Consider the following 12710-nt stretch of genomic DNA (forward strand, 5'->3'; position numbering starts at 1 on the left):
TGCTACACCCGAGACTTGAACTGCGACATCAAGCGAACATCGTTCGTATAGAAATGGCGGATGTCTTCGATGCCGTAACGGCGCATCGCGATTCGCTCAACACCCATGCCGAATGCGAATCCGGTGAACTCTTCCGGATCATAGCCTGCCATCTCCAGCACGTTCGGGTGCACCATGCCCGCGCCGAGGATTTCGATCCAGCCGGTCTGCTTGCAGACGCGGCATCCATCTCCGCCACAGGAATAACAGGTCGCATCGACCTCTGTCGACGGCTCGGTGAACGGGAAGTAGGACGGGCGCATCCGAATCGCCACATCATGGCCGAACATCTGCTGGGCAAACGTGGTCAGAATGCCTTTCAGATCGCTCATCCGAATGTGACGGTCGACGACCAGACCCTCGATCTGCATGAAAGCGTGCGAATGTGTCGCATCATCATCGTCGCGGCGATAGACGCGCCCTGGAGCGATGATGCGCACAGGTTGCGGCGAAGTTTCCCCGCGCTGCTTGGCCGCCTCCACGTTGGCGCGCAGCACCCGCCCTTGCACCGGCGAGGTGTGCGTGCGCAGCAGCATGTCTTCGGTGATGTAAAACGTATCCTGCATATCGCGAGCCGGATGATTGCGCGGCACGTTCAGCGCTTCAAAGTTGTTGTAGTCTGTCTCCACCTCTGGCCCTTCTGCCACCTGAAAGCCGAGGCCCAGGAAAATCTCCTCCACCTCGCGAATCAAGCGGGTCAGCGGATGCTCGCTGCCGAGCGGAATCGAGCGGCCCGGCAACGTGACATCGATCGTCTCTTCGCGCAGTCGCTTTTCCCGCTCCGCCCGTTTCAACTCCGCCTCCTGCCCGTCGAACGCGCTCTCCAAGCTCTCGCGCACTTCGTTGACCAGTGCGCCAACGATCGGGCGCTCTTCTGCGCTCAAATCTTTCATGCCGCGAAGCGCTGCCGTCAGCTCACCTTTCTTCCCGAGATAGGTCGCTTTCCATTCGTTCAACTGGTGCAACGACGACTGCTGCGTCAACTTTTCTAACGCCTGTTCTTTCAGCGCCATCAGCTGTTCTTTCATCATGGGTCCCCCCTGCTTTCATTCATTCGGAAAAATAAAAAAAGACCTTCATCCAACAAGGGACGAAAAGTCTTCGCGGTACCACCCTATTTGAGCAAGGCAAAAACACCTCGCTCCACTTCACTGTTCGATAACGGCAGTCTGCTGCCGGCTTGCCCTACGCAGGAACTGTAGATTCCCTTCAGGCAAGCAGCTTCGGAGTGAACTTCAGCCATCCGTGTCTGCGTGAGGATGCTCCCAGTCTATGACATCCTCTCCCTGTACGCGCCCAGATGCTTACTCTCTCCTTCATCGCTGTTCAAATGCTGTTAGATTGTGCTATTTGTAACATAGTATAGTACAGAGCATAGCGCTTTGCAACTGTTCTCGCTAGCCGATCGGCTCATTTGCCTTTTTGACAAACTGAAAGTGGTAAAAGATTTCGATGCCGGCGACAAGAATCCCGACAAACCAAGCGAACGTCCAAGAAACGCTCATGCCTGGCAAGAAATAGTTGCCCGCATAGATCACCAGCGTGGTCACCACCAAGTCGAAGGCGACCGCGACGATCTGGTTGATCACACGAGGAATGATCAGGTCTGAAACATATCCGATCACCGCGACGATCAAGCCGAGGATGAGCGAATGAAAAAAGTTCATCGTCCCCCAGAGCGGGAAGAACAGTGCGATAAAAGCGATGGCTGCCACCGTCGATACCAGTTTGACCGCAAAGGCAAGCAGATGACTGTTCATTGTGCACACCTCCTTATGCAAAGTTTGCCCTGCGCTCGCTTTGAACATGCACCCGCCCTCCCCGCTCCTGCGCACGCTACCGCCCGATGCTGATCCGCCCCTAACTGCTCACAGCATGAAAAAAGACACCTGTACAGGTGTCTTCGATGTTTTCAACGCTGTGTGTTATTGAGTCCGCTGGCGCAGTGCCTCATACATCATGACGGACGATGCGATCGCCGCGTTGAGCGACTCCGCCTGTCCGGGCATCGGCAGCGAAATGTTGTGATCGACAAGCGCCGCGACACCTTCGCTCAGACCGTGCGCTTCCGAACCGATGACGAGCACCGTCCCTTGCGTGAAGTCGTGCTGAAAAACGGTCTTGTCCGCTTCGGTCGCAGTGCCGACGATCGTCACGCCCTGCTCTTTCATCAGCGGCAAGAACGTTTCCAGATCCACCTCGAACAGCGGCAGATGATAGAGGGAGCCCATCGTCGCCCGCACCACTTTCGGGTTGTAGAGATCGACGCACGTCTTGCCGAGAAAGACGCCGGACGCGCCGACAGCGTCTGCTGTGCGAATCATCGTCCCGAGGTTGCCCGGATCTTGAATGCTGTCCAAGACCAGATACAGCGGGTTGGTCTTGTTTTGCAAAAACTGGCGCGGGTCGCCCACCGTCTGCTTGATGATCGCCACCACGCCCTGTGGGGTTTTCGTATCTGCCACATGTTCGAGCACCTGCTCGGTCACTTCATACAGATTGGTGCCCAGGGATGCGACCCCGTTGACGATCTTGTCATAGCGGCCGGACTGCAAGTCACCGCTGATCAAAATCGCTTCGATCGGCGCTCCTGAGGCGACCGCCTCTTCGACCAGACGAATGCCCTCTGCGAGATACATCCCCAGCTGTGTACGATATTTTTTTTGCTTCAGCGAAGCCCAATCTTTGACACGGTTGTTTTTCACCGACGTGATCTGTTCAAACCTCATCCGACAAATGCCACCCTTTTATCTGTTTTCATCAAGCTCATCCAAATCTTCATTCTTCCCAACCACGACCAGAACATCCCCGTTGTGCAGAAGATCTGTCGCGATCGGCGAGATGTTGATATCCTTGCCATGCTTGATCGCCATGACGTTACAGCCATAGCGACGGCGCAGGTCGAGCTGCTCCAGCGACTTGCCGACAAACTTGCTCGGCACCTGTATTTCATAGATCGAGTAGTCTGGGGCAAGCTCGATATAATCGAGGATGTTTGGCGAGATCAGATTGTGCGCCACCCGATAGCCCATATCGCGCTCCGGATAGACCACCTTGTCCGCTCCGATCTTCTCCAACACCTTGCCATGCAGTTCGTCTTGCGCTTTGACGACGATAAACTTCACCCCGAGCTCCTTCAAGATCAAGGTGGTCAAGATGCTATTTTTCACATCGTTGCCGATCGCCACGATCACCACGTCGAAGTTGCGAATCCCGATCGACTTGAGCGCGTTCTCGTCTGTCGAGTCGGCTGTGACCGCATGTGTGACCAGGTCGGCGATGTCCTGAATGCGGTCATCATCCGAGTCGATCCCGAGCACATCGTTGCCCATCTCATAGAGCGTCCGCGCCACAGAAGTTCCGAAGCGGCCTAAGCCCACCACCGCAAACTGCTTTGCCATTCTCTCTTCCTCCTTGCCAGAGTCAGCCACGTTCTGGAAGTTACTCTCTGTAGCATACCCTGAACTTTCCTCGCTCACAAGAGCGAAAAAGAAAAGACCTGCAGATGCAGGTCTTTCATCGCGTCATGTTACGCGTTCACTTTCGATTTTGCCAGCGTTGCCAGCTCTGCAAACGCGTTTGCATCGTTTACAGCGAGGTCAGCCAGCATTTTGCGGTTCACTTCTACGCCTGCAACTTTCAAGCCGTGTACCAGCTTGGAGTAGGACAGACCGTTGAGGCGAGCTGCCGCGTTGATACGAGCGATCCACAGTTTGCGGAAGTCGCGCTTCTTCTGGCGGCGGTCACGGTATGCGTACAGCAGGGACTTCATGACCTGTGCGTTTGCAGTTTTAAACAGACGATGCTTGGAACCGCGGAAACCGCGTGCAAGCTTCAGGATTTTCTTATGGCGACGGCGGGTAACAATACCACCTTTTACTCTCGGCATTCTAATAAACCTCCTATGCTGTGTTCAAGCAGAAAATAATATTACAGGTAGGTGAGCATTTGCTCGATGCGTTTTTGGTCCGATTTGTGAACGGTGCCACGCTTGCGCAGTTTGCGCTTCACCTTTTGCTCTTTGTTGGAGAACATGTGGCTGGTGTATGCATGGCTGCGGGAGAGCTTGCCAGAACCGGTACGCTTGAAACGCTTCGCCGCGCCGCGATGAGTTTTCATTTTGGACATGGTGCGAACCTCCAATTGCTTGAATTTAGTTGTTGGTGACTTTTGGCGAAAGGATGATCATCATCGAGCGGCCTTCCAATTTCGGTGCGCGCTCGAGGACTGCGATCTCTTCGCATTCCTTCGCCAGACGGGTGAGAACTTTGATCCCGATCTCTTGGTGCGTGATCTCACGACCGCGGAAACGAACGCTCGCCTTCACCTTGTCGCCTTCGTTTAAGAATTTGACCGTGTTGCGCAATTTCGTTTGGAAGTCGTGCTCTTCAATGTTCGGGGTCATGCGAATCTCTTTGATGGAAACGATCTTTTGGTTCTTACGAGCTTCTTTTTCCTTTTTGCTCTGCTCGTACTTGAACTTGCCGTAGTCCATGATCCGGCATACGGGAGGCTTGGCCGTGGGTGCCACGTTTACCAAGTCGAGGTTCTTGTCAGCCGCGATCTGAAGCGCATCGCGAAGGGATTTAATCCCCAGCTGATCACCATTGACGTCGATCACCCGCACTTCACGCGCGCGGATGCCCTCATTGATTTGAACATCGTCTTTGCTAATAACCTGTCACCTCCAGTGTGAATGGCCCAACCTTGCTGGTGAAGAAAAAAGAAAATGCGCGATGTATTGGTGAAAATACATCCCGCATGGTTACAGACGAATATAAAACTCGCGCTGAAACGATCACATAACCCGGTCGCAGTCTCCTGTGGACGCTCTGCGGGTGAGAAGCGGGGTGCTTCTTCTTTCTCCTAGCCGATATGCCATTAAACTTCTCTATGTAATATAACTGATCGCCCGATCGCTGTCAACTATCTTTTGCCTGTTTGTTCAGCAACTCTTCCCACCGCTGCACCGACTGGCAGAGCAGACAGCCGCGACAGACGACCGACCGGTCGGCGAAGAGGTGCTCGACCGTCTCGACCAAAGAGGAAACCGCATCGCTCGATTCGCCGAGGTGAATGTACAGCTTCTCCGGCGCGAGCGAGATCAGCGTGCTCATCAACCGATCCTCCGCAGAAAGGGCGATGTCGCTCCCCGGCGCGGACGAATCCCCGCTCTGATCGAGCTCGACCAGCTTGCCTTCCGCATTGAACAGCTTGACGGTGCGCTCATCTGTGCAGATCATGTGCAGCAGGGGAAGTTGCGGTTCCTGCGCGTTCAAAAAATACCGCATCAGCTTGACGAACTCCTGATATTCGAGATCCATCAGATATTCGTCGATCGCCTGCAAGGCGACGCGATGTAGATCTTCATGAAAAGCTTGCAAGCGAAAGCGCAACAGCCCATCGATCAGCAGCTCGCCTCCCTCGTGCCAGACCTCCGCTGCCGATTGGGCGATGTGGCTTGCTCGAAGCGGATTGCCATCCTCGTCGAGCAGCCCTGCGAGCATCTCGACTGCCGAAGCGGACAGATATTCGATCTCATCTTCCCCATAATAATAAAAATCACTTGCCACGATCCTCTGCAGCTCATGTCGCTCCCACACATCGGTGATGTAGTCTGCAATCCCTTCGGCAAGTGCCTCGATGGCTCTCCGTGTGAAGTTGTCCGCTCTTCCTTCGCTGGTCCCGATGATTCGATATGTAAAAAACGTATACTTTCCGCACCGATGTTGCTCACCGCTCAACCGGATGCCCGACTTTCGCTCCAGTTCTTCACGCGCACCCTCAAGTCGCGCACAGAGCTCGCCTGGGTGTTTTTCCACCCCAACGGTCAGCTTTTTCATAGCTTCCCCCCTACCTGATCGCTCCTGTCTGTCCTAAGATGTTATGGATAAGTGTATGCAGTTGGTGAGGATTCTATTCGCACGGGCCTATAAATAAAGCGATTCCTGCGCGGAACCGCTCTATTTTTTCCCCGGCAGCTGCACGGTGAAGGTCGTCCCTTTGCCGATCTTGCTCTCGGCGCGAATCGTGCCTTGATGCGCTTCGACGATCCACTTGGCGATCGAAAGCCCAAGCCCGGTGCCTCCATCGGAAGAGGTGCGCACTTTGTCACCTCGGTAAAAGCGGTCGAACACAAAGGGGAGATCTTCCGCTGGGATGCCCGCCCCCGTATCTTCGACCACGATCTCCACTCCGTGTGAGGTGCGGCGGCAGATCACGTGCACTTTGCCTTGCTCCGCCGTATATTTCAAGGCGTTATCGAGCAGAATCACCAGCAGTTGTCGCAGGCGCGCCTCGTCCGCTTCCAATTGAATGCCCGGATGGAGATCGGTGGTGAGGGCAACCCCTTTGATCTCCGCCATCTGCGCAAACTGCCAGCAGATCTCGGTCAGCAGGCGGTCGAGCAATAGCGGTTTGCGCTCGATCTCCAGCTGGTTTGAGTCGGAGCGAGCAAGCGTCAACAGGTCGGCGACCAGCTTGTTCATCCGCCGCGTCTCTTTGAGCACGGCGGAGATCTTCTCGCTCTCCTGCTCAATCGTGGCGTAAGGATGTCTGAACAGCAGCTCCGCCTGCGATTGGATTACCGCCAGCGGCGTGCGCAGCTCATGGGAGGCGTCGGCGACAAACTGCTGCTGTTTCTCCCACGCGATGCGGATCGGCACCAGCGTCCGCCCTGCCAGAAAGAAGCCGGCGATGATGATCAGCACACCCCCGATCAGCGTTCCGGCGATCAACACCATCTGCAGACGGTCGAGAATCGCCTGCTCCGAATCGACATTGCGGACAAACTGCACGGTCGAGATCAGGATGCCCAGGTCGCCATTGGTGACGATCGTGTTATCAGGTGCGCTCATCGTCAGCACCCGGTAGCTGTGCTCGCCAAATTTCACCGTCTTGGGAACCCCATCTGGTGTCAGCTTTTGAAAGCTCAGCACATCCGCTTCGACCACTTCCTGCTGTTCGGGCGACACGTTGATCAGCCTGCCCTGCTTGGTCCAAGCTAACACCACCGGCGGGCGGTCGACCGTCTTGCCGATCGGATGCGGGATCGTGACTTTTCTCGGATCTTGCAAACGGCTGGACAGTTGCATCAGCGCATCGTCCACCTGATCGACCAGCCGATCTTGCATATAGAGATACAGAGCGACGCTGCCGATAAACAAGATGATAAAAAAGACCAACGTATAGAGAAGCACCAGCTTGGATCTGATCTTCGCAAACATCCTATTGCTCCTTTAGCAGATAGCCCACGCCGCGAATCGTCTGGATCAGATGATCGCAGCTGTGCGCCGCCAGCTTTTTGCGGACGTAGTGCAAATATACATCGACAACCCCGATGTTCGTATCCACTTCAAAGCCCCACACGCGATCGAAAATTTGCTCGCGCGTCAGGATCTGCCCTCGATTGAGCAACAAAAATTCGAGCAGTTTGTACTCTTTTGCTGTCAGCTTGAGCATGACACCGTCCACCTGCCCGTCATAATCCTTCGGACGCAAGGTGAGCGGGCCGCAGGTGATCTCCCCATCGTTCACTCCGCTCTTGCGCCGCAGCAGCGCGCGAGCACGTGCCAACAGCTCTTGAAAGGCGAACGGTTTGGTCAGATAGTCGTCCGCGCCAACATCCAACCCGGTCACGCGATCTTCTACCGAGTCGCGGGCGGTGAGGAGCAAGATCGGCGTCTGAGTCCCTGCTCTCCGCAGCGCTTTGATCATCTCAAGCCCACTTTTTCCGGGAAGCATGATGTCGAAGATCATCAGGTCGTAAATGCCCTGCTCAGCAAAATACAGCCCGTCAAGACCGTTGCTCGCCTGGTCGATCTGATAGCCCTCCTCTTCAAAAACATCTGCGATAGCCTGCAAAAGAGAGCGATCATCTTCCACGATCAGCACTCGCATGACATCCTCCCCTTTTTCTTTTTCATAGTTTGTGTGGATCTGTAGTAAATACTCGAAAAGAACAGGCATTCCTGCCTGTCCTCTTCGCGGTGCTCATCAATCGATTCTCGTCGTGGTTGCGAAGCTTTTTCCGCTCGTCGCAGTTCCAGCGAACGGTGCGCGCTGCTGTTTCAGTTCAACGCCAACTCCTTTTTCCGCACGCACTCCGCGCTCGACCTTCAGATGACCCGCTCCGTTGATCATCTCCTTGATCTGCTCGGCTGTCATGCGCTCTTTCATGCTGTCCGCTTGCTCTTGGGTGATCTTGCCATCTGCGAGCAGTTGATCGATCTGCTTCTGATGCTCCGCTTGCATGAACTCGATCAGCTTCTCTTCGCTGATCCCTTTGTCTGCCGCGACCTGCGCCAGCGTCTTGCCCGACTTAAGCGCGCTGCTGAATTCCTCTTCGGTCAGGCCGAGGAAGTTCGGCAGTCCGCTCTGCATCGGCATCATCATCACTTTGCCCGCTTGCTTGTGCCCGAACACTTGCGGCCCTTTGCCTTCGACCATCGCTTTGATCTGCTCTGCCGTCATATGTTCTTTCATCTTGTCCGCCTGCTCTTGCTCGATCTTGCCATCGGCGAGCAGTTGGTCGATCTGCTTCTGATGTTCGGTCAGCATAAACTCGATCAGCTTCTCCTCGCTGATCCCTTTGCCCTCCGCGATCTGCGCCAGCGTCTTGCCCGACTCCTGTGCGCTGCGAAGCTCCTCTTCGGTCATCCCGAGGAATTTTGGCAGTTCGCCGTTCATCGGCATGATCATCACTTTGTCCGCTCGTATGTGCCCAATCCCCTGTGGCCCTTTTCCTTCGACCATCGCTTTGATCTGCTCTTCCGTCATATGTTCTTTCATCTTGTCCGCCTGCTCTTGCTCGATTTTTCCATCGGCGAGCAGTTGGTCGATCTGTTTCTTATGTTCGGTCAGCATAAACTCGATCAGCTTCTCCTCGCTGATCCCTTTGTCTGCTGCGATCTGCGCCAGCGTCTTGCCCGATTCCTGCGCGCTGCGGAGCTCCGCTTCGGTCATCCCGAGGAAGTTGGGCAACTCAGACGTTCCTGCCATGCTGATAAACACCTTGCCGCCAAAGCCTTCACCTTTGCCTGCATGCTTGAAAGGAAACTGTTTGTCGGTCGTTTGTGCGCTCGCTCCACTCGCTTCGGAAGACGCTTGCTCCCCTCCTTGGTTAGAAGCTGCCAACGCTGTCCCGGAGCCGGCCAACACTGCCGCAATTCCTAAGGTCAACACAAGTTTCGTACGTCTGTTCATGTTGCTCTCACCCTTTCGATTGGTCTTGGGCTTTCCTTACAACCACAGTATGGGAGAGCTTCTTTAGATTCTCTTTAGAAAATGGTACAGTATAGGAAAAATGGTCTGTCCGAGAGGAAGGTACCTGATGATCGAGTGGAACGGGAGAGAGTTTGAAGGAGAGGATTTGCGCGATGTGGAGTGGACAGAGGCGACGCTTCACGACTGTCGATTTGTAAACTGCAACTTTACGCACGCTCAGATGAAAGAGCTACAGACGCACGGGTGTCAGTTTGTCGGCTGTAACTTTAGCGGGGCTTCGCTCAACGATTCCCTGCATCACAGCTCCGCATTTGTAAACTGTCAATTTCAAGGGGCGAACCTGTTCGTCTCGCGTTGGAAAGGGTGCAAATTGACCGGTTCGAGCTTTGTCGAGGCCGACCTGACCGGAATCAGCATCGACGGCGGCGATCTGTCCTTTGTGAACCTGCGCTCACAAGAACTGAACCGCCAGAAGTTGCGCGGCGTGCAGCTGGTGGAAGCTGACCTGTACGGCGCTCAGTTAGAAAAGGCCGATCTGCGCGACTGCGACCTGTCCCGCGCCAACCTTGCCCATACGAAGTTAAAGGGTGCAGATTTTCGGGGAGCGGAAATGGACGGAGTGTCTTTCGTCAACATGGACGTTCGAGGCGCGCGGCTCGATCTGCAACAGGCGCTGCTGCTCGCCCGCTCTTTAGGCGCGCTGATCGATTGATCGACTTTCTTCATCAGAACAAAGCCCCCATTTTGGCAAAGGGGGCGGTGAATAAAGGGCCCGAGTTCGGGCTTTTTTTGTTGCTTATCGTTCGCACAACCTGAGCTGTTGCTCGATGACAGACCAGCGCTCCTCCATACCAGGTGCGTAGCAGAACGGTTCGAAGCCGAGGTTGAGATACACTTTGAGCGCGGACAGACGGTGATCGTTCGTGCCGACGCGGATGCTCGTGTATCCAGCGGAGAGCATCCGCGACACGGCGGCAGCGCATGCTGCTGTCGCCAGCCCACGACCGCGATGTTCCGGTCGGGTGATCACATAGCCCAGATCACCGCCGAACGGAAAGTGCCAATGCCCACCTTGCGGATTGTGCACCGCACAAGCGGTCGCCACGATCTCTTCGGAACGCTCCTCGACGATGAAAAAAATACCCTGTGGCAACACGATGTCGAGAAAGCTCGCAAGCTTTTCCTCATCCAACTTCCAACCTTCTGCTGCGAGCAGCGCTTGATAGTTTACCCGATCGCGCTCCTCAAACGTCCGCATCCTGTAGCCGCGCGGGAGTTTTATTTCTGGTGGAGTTGCCAGACGATGCTCAGGATACAGCAGATATAGCGGTTTCGGCGGCGTTTTCGTGTTCATCCGAATTGGACACTCCTTTAGCCGTTTCTTCCTACATATTTAGATGAGTCATCTAGTAGCAATCCCAAACTATTCTTCCTTTGCCTGCACCTGGCGCCTCTGCTTCAGATCCTCGTTCAGCGATTTGACTTTTAAGATCGCCGCTTTGATCTTAGCAGACTCCTCTGGTGCTGCCGTGCCCCAATGTTGTACCAGCGGCGGCATCGTGTTGCGGATATGCATGTAGATCGCCCATTCCAAGACGGTCTCCACATTCTCTTGCGAAGATTTCCCTGTCATCATCTCTGTGAACGTTTGCAAAAGACCTTCCAGATGTTCAGGCACTTGGTAGTTTGCCATGTGACAACCTCGCTTTTCAAGGAAATTTTCTCCTTCCATCTTATCGAGGGTCATTCCCCATTGCAATCCTCAAACAGTTCGCGCAGCATCACATCCCGCCGATTCATAAAGGATTTGGTCACCGTATAATGCGGCGTGTCCTCATAGGCGACCTTCCGAATCGGTGCCTCGTCAAACGAGAAGATGTCAGCCCCCGGATACCCGAGCAAGATCGGCGAGTGCGTGCAGATGATAAACTGTGCTCGCTTCGTGTCGACGAGCGTTTTCATCACGCGCAAAAAGGTCAGCTGACGCATCGGTGACAAGGCGGCCTCCGGTTCGTCGAGGAGGTAGATGGCATTTCCCCGTTCTTGAAACCGATTTTGAAACAGCGCGAGAAACGATTCCCCGTGTGATCGTTGGTGCAGCGATTTCCCCCCATAACGTCCATAGGGATTTCCCATAAAATCGATGTCGCGCTCCCGCCGTTCCAACAGGGTTGCAAAGTTGTAAAACGTCTCCGAGCGCAAGAAGAATCCGTTGCGCACCTTGGGCATCCACGACAGGCGCAACACCTGATCGAGAGGAAAATCGTGCGCCTCCGAGTGCTCCTCCGCCTGCATTTCGCCTCCGCTTTTCGGAAACTCGCACAGCGAGGCGATCGCTTCTAACAAAGTCGATTTGCCCGTCCCGTTTTCGCCGATAAAAAATGTGATCGGCTGGTGAAGTTCGAGCCGCTCCAGACCTTGATAGGCGGGCAGGTGAAACGGGTATCCGCTTCGCTCCCGACTGGGTACTCGATCCCACAGAAATTGAATGTCGCGCAGAAACATGCCCGTCCCTCCTTTCCTCTATCTTTTCGAAAAAAAGAGCGGGAGTCAATTCCCGCTCTTTCTGAAAGCGCACATTGCTTTCTGGTCACATGAAGTCTTTGAAAAAGTTTTATATAGATCGGTCGTGACTCCTTTTGCGGAATCCGAAAGAATCGACTGTCGGTACTAAGCATGATGGAATGTTCAGGTCTCAAGAATCATTCATGCCCATCAAAATTCGGGCTGTCCTGCAAATGAGAAATCGATACGGCAAAGTCGACCATGAATTGATCATTTATTGATCGTTTATCCGTTATTGATAGTTTTCGGTAGAGAACAACCGATCGCTTACTTACTCTTTTTTCGTTACGTATTCTCCCAACAGCCGCTCGATCGACTCCAATCGGTCGGCCATGCGCTTTGTGTTGCTCTTGATCTGGAAGATCGCGGCGATGATCAGCACGATCACAACGAGGATTCCTACAAAATAAGCTAACCCGAGCAGTTGGATGATGAACGTTCCTGCTAAAAAGTCCATTTTTCGTTACCTCCAAACGAATTGATATATGTTAGTACGGTTGATAATGGAAAAAGTTGCATCCGATGCGATTTATTTGGAAGTTGCGCGGAGTCAGCATGATGTTGTTGGTTACGGATACTTCATGTAGTCGTGTTGATCATCGCTGCTATGGTGATCTAACTCCAAGCACTCCAACTGAAAATGATCCATTGGAACTGAAAGACGACTTGCTAATGCAGAAAGAATTTTGTGAGAGGGGCGAACACGACCATTTTCGATCTGAGATAGGAAGCTTGGTGTACAAAGGCCTTTTGCTAGCTCAATTAAAGTCATCCCTCTACTTAATCTCGATTTTTGCAGACGCTCTCCAGTAGTTGTTGCCATCAGCCGAACTCCCCCATCCAATATAATTGGTAATCTAAAACCAGTTGTCTTTGCATCA

17 protein-coding genes and 1 other annotated feature are annotated in these 12710 nt (G+C 54.0%); of the genes, 1 reads left to right on the top strand and 16 read right to left on the bottom strand.

Annotated elements, in window-relative coordinates; genetic code table 11:
* Window positions 1-2: 2 nt before the first annotated feature.
* From pheS to ACFSOY_RS05290, 11 genes are all read right to left on the bottom strand, one after another.
* Complete coding sequence (pheS, locus tag ACFSOY_RS05240) at window positions 3-1067, bottom strand: phenylalanine--tRNA ligase subunit alpha (RefSeq protein WP_386044524.1); 1065 nt, start codon at window positions 1065-1067, stop codon at window positions 3-5.
* 55 nt (window positions 1068-1122) lie between these two features.
* Window positions 1123-1368, bottom strand: a binding site (T-box leader).
* A gap of 68 nt (window positions 1369-1436) precedes the next feature.
* Window positions 1437-1799, bottom strand: a complete 363-nt coding sequence (locus ACFSOY_RS05245; RefSeq protein WP_386044525.1) for a DUF2512 family protein — start codon at window positions 1797-1799, stop codon at window positions 1437-1439.
* Between the two features lie 165 nt (window positions 1800-1964).
* Window positions 1965-2768, bottom strand: a complete 804-nt coding sequence (locus ACFSOY_RS05250) for a TrmH family RNA methyltransferase (protein ID WP_386044526.1) — start codon at window positions 2766-2768, stop codon at window positions 1965-1967.
* 18 nt (window positions 2769-2786) lie between these two features.
* Complete coding sequence (locus ACFSOY_RS05255) at window positions 2787-3440, bottom strand: potassium channel family protein (RefSeq protein WP_386044527.1); 654 nt, start codon at window positions 3438-3440, stop codon at window positions 2787-2789.
* A 128-nt stretch (window positions 3441-3568) separates the two neighbouring features.
* A complete protein-coding gene (gene rplT / locus ACFSOY_RS05260; protein WP_386044529.1) occupies window positions 3569-3928 on the bottom strand; it encodes a 50S ribosomal protein L20 in 360 nt (119 codons plus the stop codon).
* A gap of 41 nt (window positions 3929-3969) precedes the next feature.
* On the bottom strand, window positions 3970-4167 hold the full coding sequence (rpmI, locus tag ACFSOY_RS05265; RefSeq protein WP_087455045.1) for a 50S ribosomal protein L35: 198 nt from the start codon (window positions 4165-4167) through the stop codon (window positions 3970-3972).
* Window positions 4168-4192: 25 nt separating this feature from the next.
* A complete protein-coding gene (infC, locus tag ACFSOY_RS05270; protein WP_386046754.1) occupies window positions 4193-4714 on the bottom strand; it encodes a translation initiation factor IF-3 in 522 nt (173 codons plus the stop codon).
* Between the two features lie 247 nt (window positions 4715-4961).
* A complete protein-coding gene (gene ytxC / locus ACFSOY_RS05275; RefSeq protein WP_386044531.1) occupies window positions 4962-5882 on the bottom strand; it encodes a sporulation protein YtxC in 921 nt (306 codons plus the stop codon).
* Window positions 5883-6002: 120 nt separating this feature from the next.
* Entirely contained in the window at window positions 6003-7265 is a 1263-nt protein-coding gene (locus ACFSOY_RS05280) for a sensor histidine kinase (protein ID WP_386044533.1), read from the bottom strand.
* Between the two features lies 1 nt (window position 7266).
* Window positions 7267-7938 carry a response regulator transcription factor gene (locus ACFSOY_RS05285; RefSeq protein ID WP_386044535.1) on the bottom strand — a complete coding sequence of 224 codons (672 nt, stop codon included), beginning with the start codon at window positions 7936-7938 and terminating at the stop codon, window positions 7267-7269.
* A 96-nt stretch (window positions 7939-8034) separates the two neighbouring features.
* Window positions 8035-9243: a hypothetical protein gene (locus tag ACFSOY_RS05290; protein ID WP_386044537.1), complete on the bottom strand. Its 1209-nt coding sequence runs from the start codon at window positions 9241-9243 to the stop codon at window positions 8035-8037.
* A 127-nt stretch (window positions 9244-9370) separates the two neighbouring features.
* Here ACFSOY_RS05290 and ACFSOY_RS05295 point away from each other — a divergent pair, with 127 nt between their 5' ends.
* Window positions 9371-9976: a pentapeptide repeat-containing protein gene (locus ACFSOY_RS05295; RefSeq protein ID WP_386044539.1), complete on the top strand. Its 606-nt coding sequence runs from the start codon at window positions 9371-9373 to the stop codon at window positions 9974-9976.
* 84 nt (window positions 9977-10060) lie between these two features.
* Here the strand turns inward: ACFSOY_RS05295 and ACFSOY_RS05300 are convergent, their stop codons facing one another.
* The 5 genes from ACFSOY_RS05300 to ACFSOY_RS05320 form a co-directional block, all read right to left on the bottom strand.
* Window positions 10061-10618, bottom strand: coding sequence for a GNAT family N-acetyltransferase (locus tag ACFSOY_RS05300; protein ID WP_386044540.1), 558 nt, complete (start codon window positions 10616-10618; stop codon window positions 10061-10063).
* A gap of 69 nt (window positions 10619-10687) precedes the next feature.
* Entirely contained in the window at window positions 10688-10957 is a 270-nt protein-coding gene (locus tag ACFSOY_RS05305) for a DUF2573 family protein (RefSeq protein WP_386044542.1), read from the bottom strand.
* Between the two features lie 50 nt (window positions 10958-11007).
* Window positions 11008-11769, bottom strand: a complete 762-nt coding sequence (locus ACFSOY_RS05310; protein WP_386044544.1) for an AAA family ATPase — start codon at window positions 11767-11769, stop codon at window positions 11008-11010.
* A gap of 331 nt (window positions 11770-12100) precedes the next feature.
* Window positions 12101-12286, bottom strand: a complete 186-nt coding sequence (locus tag ACFSOY_RS05315) for a hypothetical protein (RefSeq protein ID WP_386044546.1) — start codon at window positions 12284-12286, stop codon at window positions 12101-12103.
* A gap of 111 nt (window positions 12287-12397) precedes the next feature.
* Window positions 12398-12652 (bottom strand): helix-turn-helix domain-containing protein, encoded by a 255-nt coding sequence (locus tag ACFSOY_RS05320; RefSeq protein WP_386044547.1) that lies wholly within the window; start codon window positions 12650-12652, stop codon window positions 12398-12400.
* Window positions 12653-12710: the final 58 nt, after the last annotated feature.

It is taken from the genome of Tumebacillus lipolyticus, from assembly GCF_042682745.1.
Classification (GTDB): domain Bacteria; phylum Bacillota; class Bacilli; order Tumebacillales; family Tumebacillaceae; genus Tumebacillus_A; species Tumebacillus_A lipolyticus.

Bases quoted from the DNA above. Each gene is read 5' to 3' on its own strand.
- pheS (WP_386044524.1), bottom strand. From the start codon at position 1,067: ATGAAAGAACAGCTGATGGCGCTGAAAGAACAGGCGTTAGAAAAGTTG.
- ACFSOY_RS05245 (WP_386044525.1), bottom strand. From the start codon at position 1,799: ATGAACAGTCATCTGCTTGCCTTTGCGGTCAAACTGGTATCGACGGTG.
- ACFSOY_RS05250 (WP_386044526.1), bottom strand. From the start codon at position 2,768: ATGAGGTTTGAACAGATCACGTCGGTGAAAAACAACCGTGTCAAAGAT.
- ACFSOY_RS05255 (WP_386044527.1), bottom strand. From the start codon at position 3,440: ATGGCAAAGCAGTTTGCGGTGGTGGGCTTAGGCCGCTTCGGAACTTCT.
- rplT (WP_386044529.1), bottom strand. From the start codon at position 3,928: ATGCCGAGAGTAAAAGGTGGTATTGTTACCCGCCGTCGCCATAAGAAA.
- rpmI (WP_087455045.1), bottom strand. From the start codon at position 4,167: ATGTCCAAAATGAAAACTCATCGCGGCGCGGCGAAGCGTTTCAAGCGT.
- ytxC (WP_386044531.1), bottom strand. From the start codon at position 5,882: ATGAAAAAGCTGACCGTTGGGGTGGAAAAACACCCAGGCGAGCTCTGT.
- ACFSOY_RS05280 (WP_386044533.1), bottom strand. From the start codon at position 7,265: ATGTTTGCGAAGATCAGATCCAAGCTGGTGCTTCTCTATACGTTGGTC.
- ACFSOY_RS05285 (WP_386044535.1), bottom strand. From the start codon at position 7,938: ATGCGAGTGCTGATCGTGGAAGATGATCGCTCTCTTTTGCAGGCTATC.
- ACFSOY_RS05290 (WP_386044537.1), bottom strand. From the start codon at position 9,243: ATGAACAGACGTACGAAACTTGTGTTGACCTTAGGAATTGCGGCAGTG.
- ACFSOY_RS05295 (WP_386044539.1), top strand. From the start codon at position 9,371: ATGATCGAGTGGAACGGGAGAGAGTTTGAAGGAGAGGATTTGCGCGAT.
- ACFSOY_RS05300 (WP_386044540.1), bottom strand. From the start codon at position 10,618: ATGAACACGAAAACGCCGCCGAAACCGCTATATCTGCTGTATCCTGAG.
- ACFSOY_RS05305 (WP_386044542.1), bottom strand. From the start codon at position 10,957: ATGGCAAACTACCAAGTGCCTGAACATCTGGAAGGTCTTTTGCAAACG.
- ACFSOY_RS05310 (WP_386044544.1), bottom strand. From the start codon at position 11,769: ATGTTTCTGCGCGACATTCAATTTCTGTGGGATCGAGTACCCAGTCGG.
- ACFSOY_RS05315 (WP_386044546.1), bottom strand. From the start codon at position 12,286: ATGGACTTTTTAGCAGGAACGTTCATCATCCAACTGCTCGGGTTAGCT.
- ACFSOY_RS05320 (WP_386044547.1), bottom strand. From the start codon at position 12,652: ATGGCAACAACTACTGGAGAGCGTCTGCAAAAATCGAGATTAAGTAGA.